Below are 16,889 nucleotides of genomic sequence, written 5' to 3'. Positions count from 1 at the left end.
ATACCGGCCTGGCCGGGCGCATGGCGGCAGCCTTCGTCCATTCGAAGCTGACGCCGCTCACGATCGTCGGTTCGCTGGCGCTGGGGCTGCTCGCCGTCATCGCACTGCCGCGAGAGGAAGAACCGCAGATCGTCGTGCCGATGATCGACGTGTTCGTCTCGATGCCGGGCGCGTCGCCCGCGGAGGTCGAGCAGCGCGTCACGCGCCCGCTTGAAAAGCTGCTCTGGGAGATCCCGGGCGTCGAGTACCTCTACTCGACGTCGAGCCCGGGCCAGGCGATGGTCATCGCGCGCTTCTTCGTCGGTGAGAACGAGGAGCGCGCGCTCGTGCGGCTCAACCAGAAACTCTCGTCGAACCTCAACATCATCCCGCCAGGGGTCTCGGCGCCTTTCGTGAAGCCCCGATCGATCGACGACGTGCCCATCATGGCGCTCACGCTGTGGGGCGGGCGGTACGACGATCGCCAGCTGCGGCTGTTTGCCGCGCAGGTGCGCGACTCCGTCAAGACGATCGGCGATGTGTCGGAGGTGACGATCATCGGCGGCCGCCCGCGCCAGGTCAGCGTCACGCTGGATCCCGCACGGCTGTCCGCCTACGGCGTCGATCCCCTGCAGGTACAGGGTGCGCTCGCCGGCGCCAACGCAAGGGCCGCGTCGGAGCTGACGAGCGGCGGATCGCGCGAAATCGTCTATGCGGGCCGGTGGCTCGACAGCGTGGACGCGGTCGGTTCGGTCGCGGTGTCCAGCGTCGCCGGCCGTGCCGTGCTCGCGCGCGACGTCGCGGATATTCGTGAGGGGGCCGCGGAGCCCAGCTCGTACGTGACGTACCGCGGCCGCGATGGCCGCACGTGGCCCGCCGTCACCGTGGCGATCTCCAAGCGAAAGGGGACCAACGCCATCGACGTGACCCACCGCGTCGAGCGGACGCTCGAGACGATCCGCGGCACGCTCCTGCCGAGCGACGTGCAGATGACGCACACGCGGAACTACGGAGAGACGGCATCAGAGAAGTCGAACGAGCTGCTCTGGCACATGTTCCTCGCCGTGCTGTCGGTCTCGGCGTTGATCTGGCTCGTGCTCGGCCGCCGCGAGGCGGGCGTCGTCCTGATCGCGATTCCCGTCACGCTGGCCCTCACGCTCGCGGTGTTCTATCTCTACGGCTACACCCTCAACCGCATCACGCTGTTCGCGCTCATCTTCTCCATCGGCATCCTCGTGGATGACGCGATCGTCGTCGTGGAGAACGTCGTGCGGCACGCGAGGATGGGAAGCGGGCCGTCGATGGCGCAGATCGCCATCCGCGCGGTGGACGAAGTCGGCAACCCGACGATTCTCGCGACGCTGACCGTTGTCGCCGCCATTCTGCCGATGGCGTTCGTGGGCGGGATGATGGGGCCGTACATGCGGCCGATTCCGGTCGGCGCCTCGGCCGCGATGATGTTCTCGCTCATTGTCGCCTTCATGGTCACGCCGTGGGCCGCGGTCAGGATGCTGTCGCGCAAGGCCGGGCACCACCATGAGGCCGAGGATCGCCTGACTGCGCTCTACCGGCGCGTGATGTCGCCGCTCATCGCGAATCCGCGGCTGGGCCTGCTGTTCCTCGGGGGAACGGCGCTCCTGCTCGTGATCGCGGCGGCGCTGGTGCCACTCGGGCTCGTGACGGTCAAGATGCTGCCGTTCGACAACAAGAGCGAGTTCCAGGTCATGGTGGACATGCCGGAGGGGACGGCGCTCGAGGATACGGCGCGCGTGACCTCCGCGCTGGCAGACGAGGTCGCCAGGGATGCGGCGGTCACCAACGTCGTGACCTACGCGGGGGCGAGCGCGCCCTACAACTTCAACGGCCTCGTGCGGCATTACTTCATGCGCCAGCAGCCCCACGTCGGCGACCTGCAGGTCAACCTGGTCTCGAAGGACGATCGGTCCGAGCAGAGCCACGAGATCGCGAAGCGCGTGCGCGAGCGGGTCGCGCCGCTGGCGAAGAAGCTCGGCGCGCGCATCCAGGTGACCGAGGTGCCTCCCGGGCCGCCGGTGCTGCAGACGCTCGTGGCCGAGATCTACGGCCCTGACCAGGCGCGCCGCACCGAGCTCGCGAAACAGGTGCGCGACGTGTTCGAGCGGACGCCGGGCGTGGTCGACGTGGACTGGTACGTCGAGGAGCCGCAGCGGAAGCGCCGCCTCGACGTGGATCCGGAACGCGCCGCGGCTGCCGGCGTGAATGCCGAGGCGGTCGCGGCGGTCGTGCGCATGGCCAACGCGGGCGCTCCCGCGGGGCTGCTGCACGACCGCCGGTCGCTGGAGGACGTTCCTATCGTGCTCCGCATGCCGCGCGAGATGCGCGGCGAGCCCGGGGCGCTCGACCCCCTGCGGCTGAACGGCGCGCGCAACGGGCAGTCCATCGCGCTCGGGGACGTGACGCACGAGGTCACGCTGCTACGTCATCGGTGACATCGCGGGCGAGCAGGAAAGCCCCGTGTACGCGGTGTTGCAGATGCAGGCGCCGCTGCAGGCCCTGCCAATGCCCGAGGGGTACGCGTTCGAGCTGTTCAGCGCGAGGCAGCCGTTCGACACGACGAAATACGCGATGAAGTGGGACGGCGAGTGGCACATCACCTACGAGGTCTTCCGCGACCTCGGCCTCGCGTTCGCTGCGGTGCTCCTGCTCATCTATATCCTGGTCGTGGGCTGGTTCCAGTCGTTCAAGACGCCGCTGACGATCATGGCGGCGATTCCGTTTTCGCTCGTGGGCATCCTGCCCGCGCACGCGCTGCTGGGTGCGTTCTTCACCGCGACGTCGATGATCGGCTTCATCGCGGGCGCCGGCATCGTCGTGCGCAACTCGATCATCCTCGTGGACTTCATCGAGCTGCGGCTGCAGGACGGCATGCCGCTCGGCCAGGCGGTCGTGGATGCAGGCGCCGTGCGGTTCCGCCCGATGGCGCTGACGGCGGCCGCCGTGATCGTCGGCGCGGGGGTCATCCTGTTCGACCCGATCTTCCAGGGGCTCGCGATTTCGCTGATGGCGGGCGAGGTGGCGTCGCTGTTGTTGTCGCGCATGGCCGTCCCGATTCTGTATTACCTCGGCAACAGGCATGGCGCGCCGGCGACGCGGCCGCGGGCGGTGGAGGCGTAGCATGACGCCGGCGTATCCCCCGAAACGAATCCTGGTGCCGGTTGATTTCGGCGAAGCGTCGGCGCGCGCCGTCGCGGTGGCCGACGCGCTGGCGCGCGAGTTCGGCGCCCAGCTCGAGGCCGTTCATGTGGAGGCGCTCACCGCGCCGCCGTACTTCACCATGGACCAGGTGAAGATGCTCGAAGCGCAACGCACCAACGCGCGAGCGGCGGCGGAGCGATACCTGGCGGCTTTCCTCCAGAAGCACGGCGCGCACGGGGCGCGTGTCACCGTTGCGGACGGCTCGCCTGCGGAGGTGATCCTGCAGCGCGCGTCCGACGCCGACCTGATCGTGATGGGCACGAACGACAAGAGCATCGCCGCGCGGCTCTGGATGGGGTCCGTCGCCGAGCGGGTCCATCGGCAGGCGGCGGTGCCCGTGCTGATCGTCCGCGCGTCGGAATCCCGCTCCGCGGCGGAGCACGTGGCCTGGCTGCGTCACGAAGCGGCGTTACGCGTCAACAAACGGGAGGAGGAGTGATGGTGGAGCGTTATCTGAGACTCATCGCCGGCCTGTTCGTCACGGCGAGCGTGCTCCTCGGGATGTACGTGCATCCCGGGTTCTATTGGTTTACGGTGTTTGTCGGGCTCAACCTGTTCCAGTCGGGGCTGACCGACTGGTGCCCGATGATGGTGATCCTGAGGAAAGCATGCGCAAAATCGACGAAACCAGTTACGGCCTGAAAGTCGAAGTCCCCCTGCCGTACGAGCAGGCGGTCGAACGGGCGACCGCCGTGCTGAAAGATCAGGGCTTCGGCGTCCTGACGACCATCGATGTGAAGGCGACGCTCAAGGCGAAGCTCGATCGCGACTTCCGCAAGTACACGATCCTCGGCGCCTGCAACCCGCCGCTGGCCAGCCGTGCGTTCGACGCGGATCTCGACGTCGGCCTGCTGCTGCCGTGCAACGTGGCGGTCTACGAGGTTGCGCCCGACCGGAGCGTGGTGGCCGCGATGGCGCCGGCGATCATGGTTCGAGTCGCGCCGGACAACAGCGGCCTCGAGACGGTGGCCGCAGAGGCCGATCGCCGGCTGCGGGCCGCGCTTGGGGCGCTCTGAACCGATAAGTGGGACAGTCACACTTTCCAAGACAGCCGCCAGGAAAGTGTGACTGTCCCACTTATCGCCGTCCTGCCGGGAATCCGGCACTTTCTGAGATCCGTTCGCAGTTTACCCCAATTCCGGCCTATTCTGGTCGGGTATCCACCTTGCGACTGGACATTCATTGTGCCGTGTCCTCATGCCATAAATAGCGCCACCCGTGTGCAGCCCTTGATTACGCTGCGCGCCAGGCCACTGCGCATCGCCCTGGTCGGCAACCCGAACGTCGGCAAGAGCGTCGTGTTCGGGCGCCTGACCGGGCGCTACGCCACCGTCTCGAACTATCCAGGAACCACCGTGTCGGTCATGCGCGGGCGCGCCATGGTCGGGGCGGAAGTCTGCGATCTCATCGACACGCCGGGCGTGAATGCCCTCGAGGGGGACATCAGCGAAGACGAGCTGATCACGCGCCGCATCGTCGAAAACGGCGAGGCGGATCTGCTCGTGCAGATCGCCGACGCGCGCAACCTGCGCCGCGCGCTGATGCTCACCTGGCAGCTCGCGCGCCTCGACAAGCCGATGGTCCTCGTGCTGAACCTCGTGGACGAGGCGCGCGCCCGCGGCATCGACGTGCAGGCCGACGCCCTGTCGCGCGAGCTGGGCATTCCGGTCGTGGAGACCGTCGCCGTCGAGGGGCGCGGTTTCGACGAGCTGCGCGCCGCCCTCGCACAGGCCCAGGTTCCCGCAATCCCCGCCGCAACCACGCACACCACCTGGGCGCACGACATGGCGGAGCGCCACCGCCAAACGCGGCGACACACGGTCGGGCGGTGGCAGGAGGCGTTCGCGCGCGCGGTCCGCCAGCCGCTCACGGGGATCCCGATCCTGATCGCCGTGCTGTACGTCACCTACCTGTTTGTCGGCGTGTTCGGCGCCCAAACTCTCGTGGAACTGCTCGAGGAACAGGTCTTCGGCGCGTGGATTAATCCCGCCGCCGTCAACCTCGCGCAGTACCTTCCCTGGGCGCCCGTGCGCGATTTCTTCGTCGGCGACTACGGCCTGATCACGATGGGCCTGACCTACGCCTTCGGGATCGTGCTGCCGGTGGTCACCACCTTCTTCCTGATTTTCGGATTCCTCGAAGACAGCGGCTACATCCCGCGCCTGGCGATCTTCTGCGACCGAATCTTCCGCGCCATGGGCCTGAACGGCAAGGCCGTGCTGCCGATGGTGCTGGGTCTCGGCTGCGACACGATGGCGACCATGACGACGCGGATTCTGGGAACGCCGAAGGAGCGCCTCATCGCGATCCTGCTGCTGGCGCTCGGCGTCCCGTGCTCGGCGCAGCTGGCCACGATCCTGGGGATCCTCGGCGGCATTTCGTTCTTCGCGCTGGGCACGCTGTTCGGGATCGTCCTGCTGCAGATGGTCGTCGTGGGATGGCTTGCCGCGCGCGTGTTGCCCGGCGATCGCTCGGAGTTCATCCTCGAGCTGCCGCCGATCCGCCTCCCGCGGGCGCGCAACCTGCTGACGAAGACCGTCCTCCGCATCCGGTGGTATCTCGGCGAAGCGGTGCCGCTGTTCCTGATAGGGACCGTGCTGCTGTTTGTCCTCGATCGCGCGCACGCGCTCGTCGCCCTCGCGCGGGCCGCCGAGCCCGTCGTCACCGGATGGCTGGGCCTGCCGGCGCGCGCCGCCGAGGTGTTCATCATGGGGTTCCTGCGGCGAGACTACGGCGCCGCGGGATTGTTCGCGATGGTGAGCGACGGCGCGCTCACCGCCACGCAGTCTGTCGTCGCCCTGACGGTGATGACGCTCTTCGTGCCCTGCGTCGCGAACCTGCTGATGATCGTCAAGGAACGCGGGCCACGAGTCGCGCTCGCCATCCTCACGTTCGTGACCGTGGTGGCCGTCAGCACGGGCGCCGTGCTCAATTACGTTCTGGGGGCCCTGCATGTCGCCTTCTAGCAAGGACTGGAGGCCGCTGGCCTCCATGCGCGCCGGGGAGAGCGGCGTCATCGTGCAGGTGTTGCCGGATCCAAATGGACGATCGGACCGGCTCTGCGCCCTGGGCGTGACCCCCGGCGCGCGCGTCCGGGTCCTCCAGACGTTCCCCGGCATCGTCTTCGAGTGCGATGAAACGGAGCTGGCCGTCGAACGTGCGGTGGCCCGGGTCATCATGGTTGCGCCCCCCCAGACCGTCGGGACGAGGTTGACCTTCCGGACCGACGTCAGCTGCGCCTGACAAAAAAGGGGGACTGTCCCCCTTTTCCCCTTTTCTCCGGCACCTCTCTTGCCATTCAACAATCCGGCTCCAGCTAAACTTGCCGGACTTCCGGCGGGGAGGTTCTATGCGGTGGCTGACAGTGGCGGCAGCGATACTGGCCGTCGGATGCAGCGCGGTCAAGCCTCTTCCCATCACCTCGGGCGAACGGTGTTTCCGGTGCGGCCGCCCGATCGATGACGTGAAGCTCGCGGGCGAGATGGTCGACGAGGGGGGGCACGCCTACAAGTTCCGCACGGCCGGGTGCATGGCGAAATACCTCGCCGAGCATCCCGGCGAGCACTACAAGGGACTCTTCGTCACCAATCACCACACGGGCAAACTCATTCCCGCTGACGGCGCCACGTTTGTGCGGGTGACGTTGAGCACCGCGTCGCCGGAAAAAGACTACATGGCGTTCGGGCGCGCGGAAGACGCAGGCGAGGTGGCGAAGAAGGAGGGGAGTCCAGCGGTAAGATGGGACCAGGTCCTCGCCTCGGCGAACACGCCGTAGCACGAGTTACCGGGGCTTCAGGCGATCTCGAAGTCTGGACGCGACATCGCGCGGCAGCGGCGCCGGCTCGTGCAGCCTGCGCCGCAGCTCGACGACCGTCGCGCTGAAGCGCCCGCCGAACCGCTCACACCACTCGCATCCCGCCAGGTGCGCGTTGACCTGCGCCGTTTCGTCGCGTGCGAGCTCTCCGTCCACGTACCGGCTCAGGCGGGCGAGCACGTCCGAGCAGTACAGGCCGGCGACGTTGCATTCTTCGGGCATCATGTCGTGATCGGTCCTTCCGCCCGCAGCGCGGCCGCGAGCCGGAGCCGCGCCCTGTGGAGGCGGCTCTTCATCGCGGCGAGACTCAACCCGAGCACGCGCGCGGTGTCCTCGCCGCTCAGTTCCTCGAGCTCGCGCAGTACGAGCACCTCGCGTTCCGCCGTGGGCAGCGCATTCAACGCCGCATGGAGGCGCTCGCGTTCCGCCGCCGAAATCGCCGCCTGCTCGGGGCTGATCTGTCCCCACCCCGCCGCCTCGGCGATCCGCCACTCGTCGACATCGTCGAGCGCCTCGTCGACCACGTCGCAGGCCAGGCGCCGCCGCTGGCGCCAGACGGCATTGCGCGCCATCGTCAGCAGCCAGGTGCGCACGGACGCCTCGGCGCGGTACGTGGAGGCGTGCTGGTACGCGGCAACGAACGCCTCCTGCATCGCATCTTCGGCGTCGGCCTGGCTGCGGGCGATCGCCAGGGCAAAGCGGTAGACGGCCGCCTCGTGGCGGCGCACCAGTTCCTCGAAGGCGGCGTGATCGCCTCGGCTGGCTCGCACGAGCAGGCCGGCATCCGCGGGATCGCTCAACGCACCTTCGTCGGACAGGTCGAGAAGCCGAACAGGGAGTACAGCGGACAGTTGCCGGTGAGGCCCGTGGCGAGGGGAATGATTCCCAGGTACCCGAACGGCGTCCGGGGCCCCACGAACGCGAGCGAGAGCAGCGCGGTGCCGATAATCACGCGAATCATCCGGTCGAGCGAATGCTCGTTCCGAGAGAAGAAAACGCCCATAGTGTGACCTCCATCGCGATAGAGTCCGCCGGGACCCAAAAGGATTCAGCGGCGGGCGAGGCCACACGGGCGCCGCCGGTTACGCCGGGGCGAACAGCTTGAGGATGTCGCTCTTGGGGAGCGCCTTCTCCCGGAGCATGGCGTGCCGTTCGGCGGCCAGGCCCTCCATCGTCGGCTCGGCGACCGGCTTGCGGTAGAACACGCCGGTATACAGCTTGGTGCCGTACTCTTCGGCGAGCGCGTACGCGCCCAGCTTGTTCGACGAGTCGTGCCCGAGCGCCCTCAGGTCCTGCATCGCGGCCTTCTGCTGCTTCAGCTGCGCGTCGACGCTGCCGTAGGTGATGCAGGGGGACTGCACGTTGATGAACGCGAATCCCGGATACCTGATGCCGTCCTCGATCAGCTTGGCGAGCGCCGCCATGTCGGCGGGCGTCCCCTGCGCGACGTAGCCCGCGCCGTACGCGAGCACCGAGAGCAGCGGGTTGATCGGCCCCTCGAGCGATCCGTACGGCGAGGTCACCGACTTCAATCCGCGCGGCGAGGTGGGCGAGAGCTGCCCCTTGGTGAGCCCGTAGATCTGGTTGTCCATCACGATGTACGTGATGTCGATGTTGCGGCGCACGACGTGGGCGACGTGGCCGCCGCCGATCGAGAACCCGTCGCCGTCGCCACCGGCCGCAAGGACGAGCAGCTCCGGCTTCGCCAGCTTGATCCCCTGCGCGATCGGGAGCGGCCGGCCGTGGATGGTGTTGAAGCCGTACGCCGTGGTGTAGCCGGGAATGCGGCTCGAACAGCCGATGCCGGACACGAAGGCGATCTCGTGCGGCGGCCGCCCGATCGCCGCCAGGGCGCGCTGGATGGCGGACAGCACGCCGAAGTCGCCGCACCCGGGGCACCAGATCGGCTTGAGGTCGCTCTTGAAGTCCTTGGCTTGCAGGGTCGCTTGCATCGATGACTCCACGTGTCGAACGTAACGCGTCGCTATTCCACCGGCGCGGCTTCGGGCATTCTCCCGCGCTGCAGTTCCACCGCAATGTGCTTCAGCCGCGTGACGAGCTCCTCGGGGCTGATGGGCACGGCGCTCGGCCGGGCAAACGGCTCGACACCGTCCGGCACGTTGACGAACATCCGCAGCAGCCGCCAGAGCTGTCCCTGGTACGACTGCTCGACGATGAGGCCGCCCTGCACCGACTTGAAGAAGGCGCGGTAGATCTCCTCGGCCACCGGGTAGAGCAGCCTGGGTACGAGCAGCTTCACGCGCAGCCCCTCACGCTCGGCAAGCGTCAGCGCTTCCTGCGCGATGCCGGCGACGCTGCCCCAGCTCACCAGCGCGAGCGGCGCGCCGGCCCGGCCGTATTCCTGGAACAGGTCCTTCCGCTTCTTGAGCGGGTCGAGCTTCCGCGACCGCTTGGCCGTCATCTCCGCGTGCACCGACCCGGCCGCCGTCGGCGCTCCCGACTGCGTGTGCTCGATGCCCGACGCGAGATAGTTCCCTCCGGCCATGCCGGGCTCGCTGATCGGGCTCACGCCCGACTCGGTCAGCTTGAACCGCGTGTACGCGGCCAGTTCGTCGGGCGCCGGCCGATCGCGCTCCACGATCGGGAACGCGTCGACGTTGAACGGATCGACGGTTTCCTTCCGCTGCCCGATGTCACCGTCCGAGAGCACGATGACCGGCGTCTGGTAGGCCTCGGCGATGTTGAAGGCCTCGATCGTGATCCCGAAGATGTCGGCCACGCTGACCGGGGCGAGCACGGGGCGGACCACGTCGCCGTGCGCCGAGAAGACGGCCTGGAACAGGTCCGACTGCTCGCTCTTGGTCGGGATGCCGGTCGACGGCCCGCCGCGCTGCACGTTGACGCAGACCAGCGGCAGCTCCGCGATCGTCGCGAGGCCGAGCATCTCGCTCTTGAGCGACATGCCTGGGCCGGAGGTCGCGGTCATGGCCTTCACGCCGGCGAACGACGCACCAATCGCCGCGCCCACTCCCGCGATCTCGTCTTCCGCCTGGAGCACGGTGCCGCCGTACTTGAACAGCTCCTTGGTGAGGAACTGCATGATCTCGGTCGATGGCGTGATCGGGTAGCCGCCGAAAAACCTGCAGCCGGCCACGATGGCCGCCGCGCCGCACATCGTGTTGCCGTCGGCGATGAGCCGCTTGGCGGTCGTCTTCGCGACGGGCGCGAGCGTCGATCCCTTGGCCAGCGGATGCTCCTGCGCGTATTTCACGCCCGCGTTGAACGCGTCCTCGTTGCGCTTGACGGTCTCTTCGCCCTTCGCCGCAAAGCGCTTCTTGAGCCCGGAGAGAATCGCCGCGGCGGGCAGCCCGAACCACCCCGACAGCAGCCCCAGGACGACGGTGTTCTTCGCCCGGTCGTTGCCGACCAGGTCGCGCGCCATCTGGTCGATCGGCACGGCCACCACTTCGGCCGGCGTAATGCCGGTGAGCGGAATCTGGCTGGTCGCCACGCCGGTCTTGCTGTCATAGATCACGGTCGTGCGGCCGCCGACCGGCAGCTCCGCGCCGAAGCGCAGGAAGTCGTCCCAGTTGAGCGCGACCGCCACGTCGAGCGCGCCGCCAAGGCTCAGCACCGGCGCCGTCGACATGCGGAGGCGGAAAGACGACTCACCGCCGCGAATCTGCGAGCCAAAACTCTTGGTCATGCGCGCGTGATAGCCGTCGATGGCCGCGGCCGCGATGAGCGCTTCGCCCGCGGCGATGACGCCGTCTCCGCCCGCGCCCGCCATCCCGATAACGAGGTCCTGTCTCATGGTTATGAAAAAAGAAGGCCAGAAACACGTCAACCGCGGAGCGCAGCCGCCCGGAATGCAGTAGGGGGACGGAGGAGTCCGGACGCGCAACGACTCCGCGGTTGATCTCAGTTCTTCATTCGCAAAGCTCTCGCCAGCGCGGAAACCGGGGTATTTCCTGGTAGTTTTCGCGCGAACGTCGGCCGGTTGCCGGGAAACCGGCACGCGGAAATCGTCAAATCCTCAGATTGCCAGATCCTGGACTTTCTTTGCGGTTTTCCGTCACGCGCGCGTCCAGGCGCCCCGGCCGGCCGTGGACGCGCGGTTTCAGGCGCGTTTTCAGCGCTTTGCCGCTCGAGTTGCGTGGCACCCTCCTTGCCATCGGCACCGCGGACCATCCGCAGACATGACCAGGGCCGCAGTCGAAGGCCGGCGCATCCACGTCCGTGGCACCGTCCAGGGAGTGGGCTTCCGCCCCTGGGTGTACCGCCTCGCGCGCGAGCTGCGCCTGCACGGGCGGGTCCTCAACGACGCCGCCGGCGTCGTCATTCATGCGTTCGGGTCGCAGGAGGCGCTCGAGCGCTTCGTGCGCCGGCTGCGGGAATCGGGACCGCCCGCCGCTTCGATCAGCTCGGTGGAGGACAGCGCGATTCCGCCGGAGGCGGTCTCGGATTTCACGATCGTCGAGAGCGAAGCGGGCGACGAGCGCCGCGTCTCGATCCCCGCGGACCTGGCGACGTGCGGCGACTGCGCGCGCGAGATTCGCGATCCGGCGAACCGCCGCCACCGGTACCCGTTCACCAACTGCACCAACTGCGGCCCGCGGTTCACCATTGCGCTCGGTGTGCCCTACGACCGCGCGGCGACCTCGATGCGCGGCTTCGACATGTGTCCCGAGTGCCGGCGCGAGTATGACAACCCGGACGATCGCCGGTTCCACGCGCAGCCGAACGCGTGCCCGGCCTGCGGTCCCACGCTGCGCGCGCTGGTGCCGGGAGACGGGGCGATCGACGGCGAAGATCCGATCGAGCTTGCGGCGCGCCTGATCGGCGCCGGGCTCACGGTGGCCGTGAAGGGGATCGGCGGCTTTCACCTGGCGTGCGACGCGGCGTCAGAGCTCGCCGTGCTGCGCCTGCGCCGTCGCAAGCACCGCGACGAGAAGCCGTTTGCGGTCATGGTGCGCGACCTGGACGAGGCGGAACGCCTCGCGCACCTTGGCCCGGCGGAGCGCGCGCTGCTGCTGTCGGCGGAGCGGCCCATCGTGCTGGCGCCGCGGCGATCCGGCGCGCCGCTGGCCGCGTCGGTCGCCCCCGGCAACCCGCTGGTCGGGCTGCTGCTGCCGTATTCGCCGCTGCACCACCTGCTCGCGCGGGCGGCGGCGTGCCCGCTCGTCATGACATCGGGGAACCTGTCCGACGAGCCGCTCGCGTTCCGCAACGAGGAGGCGCTCGCGCGGCTCGGCGAGATCGCGGATCTCTTCCTGGTGCACGACCGCCCGATCGTGACGCGCTGCGATGACTCGGTGGCGCGCGTCGTGGCCGGCGGCCCGATGCTGCTGCGGCGCTCGCGCGGCTACGTGCCGCGTCCAGTGCCCGTCGCGCGCCCGTTCGACACACCGGTGCTCGCGTGCGGCGCGCTCCTCAAGAACACGTTCTGCTTCGGCATCGGCAACGCCGCCTACCTGGGCCCGCACATCGGCGACCTCGAGAACCTCGAAACATTCGAGTCCTACCAGGACTCCATCGACCGCATGCAGCGGTTCCTCGGGGTCGAGCCGGAGATCGTCGCGCACGACATGCACCCGGACTACCTGTCCACGCGCTACGCGCAACTGCGCGTCGAATCCCGCAGGATCGCCGTGCAGCACCATCACGCGCACGTGGCCAGCGCCATCGCGGAGCACCGGATCGCCGGCCCCGTCTTCGGGCTCGCGTATGACGGCACGGGCTACGGTGCCGACGGCGCGGCATGGGGCGGCGAGCTGCTGCTGGCGGACGCGGCCAGTTTTACCCGTCTCGCGACGTTCCGTCCCGTCGTGCTCGCCGGCGGCGACCGGGCGATACGCGAACCGTGGCGCATCGCCCTCGCGCTGCTCGAGGACGCGTTCGCGGGTGAGCCGCCGGTGGCTGATGTGCGCCTGTTCCGCCAGATTCCGGCCGAGGAGCTTGCGATCGTCCGGAGGCTCATCGCCACGGGGGCCAACGCGCCGGCGGCCCACGGCGTGGGGAGATACTTCGACGCGTTCGCCGCCATCGGCCTGTGCCGCACACGGGCCACCTACGAGGGGCAGCTGGCCTTCGAGTGGAACATGATGGCGGCGGCGGCACCGGGGCGCGAGCGCGGCCGGTATCCCTTCGACATCGTTCGTGACGGTTCGCCCTGGACGATCGACCTGCGCCCGATGGTCAGAGGCGCCGTCTACGAGCTTATCGGCGGCGAGGCGCCGGCGATCGTCGCGGCCCGGTTCCACAACACGATCGCGGCCGCATCCGCGCAAGTCGTCCGTCACGCCGCGGTGCTGTTCGGGAGGCTCCGTGTCGTTCTCACCGGCGGATGCTTTCAGAACGCGCTGCTGACGGAGCGGACCCTCGAGGAACTCAGCCCGATGTTCCGTGTGTGCCTCCACCGGCAGGTGCCGCCCGGCGACGGCGGCATCGCGCTCGGGCAGGCCCTGGTCGCCAACGCGATCGCGACGGCGGCGCGCGACTCGCGTCGCTCATGAGAGATCGCACGTCGCACGTCGCACGTCGCACGTCGCACGTCGCACGTCGCACGTCGCACGTCGCACGTCGCACGTCGCACGTCGCACGTCGCACGTGGCACGTGGAAGGAGCCGACACCTATGTGCCTCGGAGTGCCCGGCCGGGTCCTGGCCGTGAACGGCCTGGTGGCCATCGTCGATTTCTGGGGAGTGACGCGCGAAGTGCGCCTCGAGCTGGTTGACCAGCCGGTGGCACCGGGCGATTACATCCTCAATCACGTCGGCTACGCGATCCGCCGAATCCCGCAGGACGACATCCAGGAAACGCTGGCGCTCTACGAGCAGCTGCTCGAGAGCGCCCAGGACGACCTGATGGCGGCCGATGTCCGATCGGAGGTGCAGGCGACAGGGGACCAGACGGGCGGCGGAGGCCGGAAGGCGGGTGGAGGCACGGGCGCGAATGGCTGACGCGCACGCCGCGTTGACACGCCTGCAGTTCCGCGATCCGGAGCGCGCCGCGGCGCTCGTCCGCGCGCTGCACCGCGTCACGGCGGAGGTCCGGCGCGAACCCGTGGCCATCATGCACGTGTGCGGATCACACGAGCAGGCGATCGCGCGCTTCGGCCTGCGCGCCGTGTTTCCGCGTTCGCTCGACGTGATCATGGGACCGGGCTGCCCGGTGTGCATCACCGATCTTCCCGAGGTCGATGAAGCGGTGGCGCTCGCTCGGCAGGGCATTCGCCTCGCCACCTACGCCGACATGCTGAAGGTGCGCGGATCCGCGCTCTCGCTGGCCGACGTGCAGGCAGAGGGCGCGCGCATCGACGTGGTCTACAGCATCACCCAGGCGGTGGCGCTGGCGCGCAAAACCCCGTCGGAGCCCCTCGTGTTCTTCGCGACCGGCTTCGAGACGACCGCGGTGGCCACTGCCGCCGTCATCCTGGGAGATCCTCCTCCGAACTTGTCCGTCCTCTCCGCGCACAAGTACATCCCGCCGGTCATGGCAATCGTGTCCGAGATGCCGGACACGCGGGTCGAAGGCTTCCTGGCGGCGGGGCACGCGGCGACGATCACGGGCTGGGGCATCTACGAAGCATTCGTCGCGCGGCACCGCAAGCCGGTCGTGGTCGCGGGCTTCGAGCCGCTCGACATCCTCGCCGGCCTCGTGCGGCTGGTGGAGCTCGTGCGGGATGCGGCACCAGAGGTGGCGAACATGTACCCGCGCTGCGTGACGAAAGAGGGGAACCTGCAGGCGCAGCAGCAGCTCTGGCGCGTGTTCCGGCCCATCGGCGGCCGCTGGCGCGGGATCGCGCACGTGCCCAACGGCAACCTGCGGCTCCGCGACGAGTGGGCGGGCGTGGACGCGCGGCGTCGTTTCGAGATCGATGTCGCGTCGCTCTGGGACACCGCCCCCCCGGCCCTCGTCCAGCAGTGCATCTGCGGCGACATCATGGCGGGCATCGCCTCGCCTCGGGACTGCGCGCTGTTCGGCCGGGAGTGCCTGCCCGACTCCGCCGTGGGCGCCTGCATGGTCAGCAGCGAAGGCACGTGCCGCATCTGGCATCAGTACGGCGGGCACCCGGACCTGGCGGCGCTTCCCGTCGATCCGTACGCGAGGCGCGCATGAGTCACACGTCGCTGGAGGAACGGATCGCCCTCAAGCACGGCGCCGGCGGCCGCGCCATGCGCGCCCTGATCGAGCAGGTGCTGCTCGACGGCATCGCGCCGGGCAGCTGGATCGGCGCCGACGCCATGGACGATGGGGCGGCGATCCGAGTGGGGGAGCAGTGGCTGGTGGTCACGACCGATTCGCACGTCGTGCAGCCCGCCTTCTTTCCCGGCGGCGACATCGGCCGGCTCGCGGTGTGCGGGACCGTGAACGATCTCGCGATGATGGGCGCCACCGAACCGCTCGGCCTCACGTGCGCGATGGTGCTGGAAGAAGGGTTCTCCCGGGAGTCGCTGCTGGCCATCCACGCCTCGATGCGCCAGGCCTGCGCGGAGGCGGGGACGACGATCGTGACGGGTGATACGAAGGTGATGGGCCGCGGGGAGGTCGACGGCATCGTGGTGAACACCACGGGGGTGGCGCTCACGCCGGCGATCGTGCGCGACGCCGGGCTCCAGCCGGGCGATCGCATCATCGTGACCGGCACGATTGGCGATCACGGGCTCGCCGTGACGGCTGCGCGCCACAAGCTCGGGATCGAGGGAACGCTCCAGTCCGACGTGGCGCCGATCAATGGCCTGGCGCGCGCCGCCATCGCGGCGGCCGCGGCCGGCGGGATCACCGCGATGAAAGATCCGACGCGCGGCGGGCTGGCGAGCGCGCTTCACGAAATGGCCGCGAAGAGCCGCGTTGGCATCGTCCTCGAGGATCGGGCGATCCCGATCTCCGACGCGGTACGCGGCGCCGCGGAGCTGCTGGGCATCGACCCGCTGCACGTGGCGAACGAGGGGAAGGCGGTCATCGGCGTCCGTGCGGGCGAGGCCGATGCCGTGCTGCGGGCGTTGCGCGGGCACGCCCTCGGGCGCGATGCCGCGATCGTCGGGACGTGCGTCGCCGAGCGCCCCGGGTTGCTCGTTCTGGATACCGGATTCGGCCGGCGCCTGGTCGCCGAGCCCGAAGGGGAGCCCCTGCCGCGCATATGCTGATCCCACGCCTGCCGCTTCGTGTCGCGATCCTCTGCTCGCACCGCGCGCCCGGCCTCGTGCACGTGCTCGGCCGCGACCGGAACCGGGGCCCCTTGTACGAGATCGTCTGCTGCGTGTCGAGCGAGGCGACGTTTGCCGAGGAGGTGCGCGTCGAGCGCCGCGGCATCCCGACGATCCCGCATCCCATCCACGCGTTCTACGGCGTGGCCGGGCGGCCGCTGCGCGATCTCGAGGCCCGGCGGCAGTACGACGAGCGCACCGTCCGCAAGCTGGCGCCATACAAGCCGGATCTGATCGTCCTCAGCGGCTACCTGTATCGGCTGACCGAGCCCGTGCTGGACGCCTTTCCCGACCGGATCGTCAACATCCACCACTCCGACCTGCTCGCGCGCCGGCCCGGCGGCGCCCCGCGCTATCCCGGGCTGCGCGCCGTCCGCGACGCGATCCAGGCCGGCGAACGCGAGACCCGCGCCTCCGCGCACATCGTGAACGCGGAGCTGGACGCCGGGCCCGTGCTGCTGCGGTCCTGGCCGTTTCCGGTGCCGGAGGTGGCCCGCTGGGCCGCCCTGCGCCAGGCCTCCGACGTGCTCCGCTCGGTCGCGTTCGCGCAGACCGAATGGATGCTGCGATCGGCGTGGGGCCCGATGATCGCGCGATCGATCGAAATCATGGCCTGCGGCGAGCCGGCAGGGCCCCTGGAACTGGACGAGGACGGTACGACGAAGGCGATTGCGCAGCTCGTTGAGGCATAG

General features: G+C 69.1%; 16 protein-coding genes and 1 pseudogene. 12 read left to right on the top strand and 5 right to left on the bottom strand.

Features of this window, described 5'->3' with window-relative positions; translation table 11 throughout:
- Positions 1-20: 20 nt before the first annotated feature.
- The 7 genes and pseudogenes from HYU53_08430 to HYU53_08400 all read left to right on the top strand — a co-directional run bounded on the left by HYU53_08430 (position 21) and on the right by HYU53_08400 (position 6,988).
- Positions 21-3,132, top strand: a pseudogene (locus HYU53_08430) (efflux RND transporter permease subunit).
- A gap of 1 nt (position 3,133) precedes the next feature.
- On the top strand, positions 3,134-3,652 hold the full coding sequence (locus HYU53_08425) for a universal stress protein (GenBank protein MBI2221221.1): 519 nt from the start codon (positions 3,134-3,136) through the stop codon (positions 3,650-3,652).
- Positions 3,649-3,855, top strand: coding sequence for a DUF2892 domain-containing protein (locus HYU53_08420; GenBank protein MBI2221220.1), 207 nt, complete (start codon positions 3,649-3,651; stop codon positions 3,853-3,855). The genes HYU53_08425 and HYU53_08420 overlap by 4 nt, the downstream gene beginning before the upstream one ends.
- Positions 3,822-4,229, top strand: coding sequence for a DUF302 domain-containing protein (locus tag HYU53_08415; GenBank protein ID MBI2221219.1), 408 nt, complete (start codon positions 3,822-3,824; stop codon positions 4,227-4,229). The genes HYU53_08420 and HYU53_08415 overlap by 34 nt, the downstream gene beginning before the upstream one ends.
- Before the next feature lie 204 nt (positions 4,230-4,433).
- Positions 4,434-6,179 (top strand): ferrous iron transporter B, encoded by a 1,746-nt coding sequence (locus tag HYU53_08410; GenBank protein MBI2221218.1) that lies wholly within the window; start codon positions 4,434-4,436, stop codon positions 6,177-6,179.
- 25 nt (positions 6,180-6,204) lie between these two features.
- Positions 6,205-6,456 (top strand): ferrous iron transport protein A, encoded by a 252-nt coding sequence (locus HYU53_08405; protein ID MBI2221217.1) that lies wholly within the window; start codon positions 6,205-6,207, stop codon positions 6,454-6,456.
- A gap of 106 nt (positions 6,457-6,562) precedes the next feature.
- On the top strand, positions 6,563-6,988 hold the full coding sequence (locus HYU53_08400) for a hypothetical protein (GenBank protein ID MBI2221216.1): 426 nt from the start codon (positions 6,563-6,565) through the stop codon (positions 6,986-6,988).
- 6 nt (positions 6,989-6,994) lie between these two features.
- Here HYU53_08400 and HYU53_08395 read toward each other — a convergent pair whose 3' ends face one another.
- The 5 genes from HYU53_08395 to HYU53_08375 form a co-directional block, all read right to left on the bottom strand.
- Positions 6,995-7,252, bottom strand: a complete 258-nt coding sequence (locus HYU53_08395; GenBank protein MBI2221215.1) for a zf-HC2 domain-containing protein — start codon at positions 7,250-7,252, stop codon at positions 6,995-6,997.
- Positions 7,249-7,827 carry a sigma-70 family RNA polymerase sigma factor gene (locus tag HYU53_08390; GenBank protein ID MBI2221214.1) on the bottom strand — a complete coding sequence of 193 codons (579 nt, stop codon included), beginning with the start codon at positions 7,825-7,827 and terminating at the stop codon, positions 7,249-7,251. Before HYU53_08390 ends, HYU53_08395 begins: the two co-directional genes overlap by 4 nt.
- Positions 7,824-8,030 carry a DUF2892 domain-containing protein gene (locus HYU53_08385; protein MBI2221213.1) on the bottom strand — a complete coding sequence of 69 codons (207 nt, stop codon included), beginning with the start codon at positions 8,028-8,030 and terminating at the stop codon, positions 7,824-7,826. Before HYU53_08385 ends, HYU53_08390 begins: the two co-directional genes overlap by 4 nt.
- Before the next feature lie 79 nt (positions 8,031-8,109).
- Positions 8,110-8,979 (bottom strand): 2-oxoacid:ferredoxin oxidoreductase subunit beta, encoded by an 870-nt coding sequence (locus tag HYU53_08380; protein MBI2221212.1) that lies wholly within the window; start codon positions 8,977-8,979, stop codon positions 8,110-8,112.
- Between the two features lie 32 nt (positions 8,980-9,011).
- Entirely contained in the window at positions 9,012-10,802 is a 1,791-nt protein-coding gene (locus HYU53_08375) for a 2-oxoacid:acceptor oxidoreductase subunit alpha (protein ID MBI2221211.1), read from the bottom strand.
- A gap of 385 nt (positions 10,803-11,187) precedes the next feature.
- Here HYU53_08375 and hypF point away from each other — a divergent pair, with 385 nt between their 5' ends.
- The 5 genes from hypF (at position 11,188) to HYU53_08350 (ending at position 16,889) form a co-directional block, all read left to right on the top strand.
- Positions 11,188-13,503 (top strand): carbamoyltransferase HypF, encoded by a 2,316-nt coding sequence (hypF, locus tag HYU53_08370; GenBank protein ID MBI2221210.1) that lies wholly within the window; start codon positions 11,188-11,190, stop codon positions 13,501-13,503.
- Positions 13,504-13,623: 120 nt separating this feature from the next.
- Complete coding sequence (locus HYU53_08365; GenBank protein ID MBI2221209.1) at positions 13,624-13,950, top strand: HypC/HybG/HupF family hydrogenase formation chaperone; 327 nt, start codon at positions 13,624-13,626, stop codon at positions 13,948-13,950.
- Entirely contained in the window at positions 13,943-15,109 is a 1,167-nt protein-coding gene (hypD, locus tag HYU53_08360; protein ID MBI2221208.1) for a hydrogenase formation protein HypD, read from the top strand. The genes HYU53_08365 and hypD overlap by 8 nt, the downstream gene beginning before the upstream one ends.
- Positions 15,106-16,137, top strand: coding sequence for a hydrogenase expression/formation protein HypE (gene hypE, locus HYU53_08355; protein ID MBI2221207.1), 1,032 nt, complete (start codon positions 15,106-15,108; stop codon positions 16,135-16,137). The genes hypD and hypE overlap by 4 nt, the downstream gene beginning before the upstream one ends.
- Positions 16,131-16,889, top strand: a complete 759-nt coding sequence (locus HYU53_08350) for a hypothetical protein (GenBank protein MBI2221206.1) — start codon at positions 16,131-16,133, stop codon at positions 16,887-16,889. The genes hypE and HYU53_08350 overlap by 7 nt, the downstream gene beginning before the upstream one ends.

It is taken from the genome of Acidobacteriota bacterium (assembly GCA_016184105.1).
Classification (GTDB): Bacteria; Acidobacteriota; Vicinamibacteria; order Vicinamibacterales; family 2-12-FULL-66-21; genus JACPDI01.
The sequence above is the reverse complement of the archived record's forward strand: the minus strand, read 5'-3'. Positions and strand labels throughout refer to the sequence as shown.

What these genes read in the sequence shown, in the direction of transcription:
- hypE (MBI2221207.1), top strand. Translation starts at nt 15,106, where the DNA reads ATGAGTCACACGTCGCTGGAGGAACGGATCGCCCTCAAGCACGGCGCC.
- HYU53_08350 (MBI2221206.1), top strand. Translation starts at nt 16,131, where the DNA reads ATGCTGATCCCACGCCTGCCGCTTCGTGTCGCGATCCTCTGCTCGCAC.
- HYU53_08365 (MBI2221209.1), top strand. Translation starts at nt 13,624, where the DNA reads ATGTGCCTCGGAGTGCCCGGCCGGGTCCTGGCCGTGAACGGCCTGGTG.
- HYU53_08385 (MBI2221213.1), bottom strand. Translation starts at nt 8,030, where the DNA reads ATGGGCGTTTTCTTCTCTCGGAACGAGCATTCGCTCGACCGGATGATT.
- HYU53_08375 (MBI2221211.1), bottom strand. Translation starts at nt 10,802, where the DNA reads ATGAGACAGGACCTCGTTATCGGGATGGCGGGCGCGGGCGGAGACGGC.
- HYU53_08395 (MBI2221215.1), bottom strand. Translation starts at nt 7,252, where the DNA reads ATGATGCCCGAAGAATGCAACGTCGCCGGCCTGTACTGCTCGGACGTG.
- HYU53_08400 (MBI2221216.1), top strand. Translation starts at nt 6,563, where the DNA reads ATGCGGTGGCTGACAGTGGCGGCAGCGATACTGGCCGTCGGATGCAGC.
- HYU53_08425 (MBI2221221.1), top strand. Translation starts at nt 3,134, where the DNA reads ATGACGCCGGCGTATCCCCCGAAACGAATCCTGGTGCCGGTTGATTTC.
- hypD (MBI2221208.1), top strand. Translation starts at nt 13,943, where the DNA reads ATGGCTGACGCGCACGCCGCGTTGACACGCCTGCAGTTCCGCGATCCG.
- hypF (MBI2221210.1), top strand. Translation starts at nt 11,188, where the DNA reads ATGACCAGGGCCGCAGTCGAAGGCCGGCGCATCCACGTCCGTGGCACC.
- HYU53_08380 (MBI2221212.1), bottom strand. Translation starts at nt 8,979, where the DNA reads ATGCAAGCGACCCTGCAAGCCAAGGACTTCAAGAGCGACCTCAAGCCG.
- HYU53_08405 (MBI2221217.1), top strand. Translation starts at nt 6,205, where the DNA reads ATGCGCGCCGGGGAGAGCGGCGTCATCGTGCAGGTGTTGCCGGATCCA.
- HYU53_08415 (MBI2221219.1), top strand. Translation starts at nt 3,822, where the DNA reads ATGCGCAAAATCGACGAAACCAGTTACGGCCTGAAAGTCGAAGTCCCC.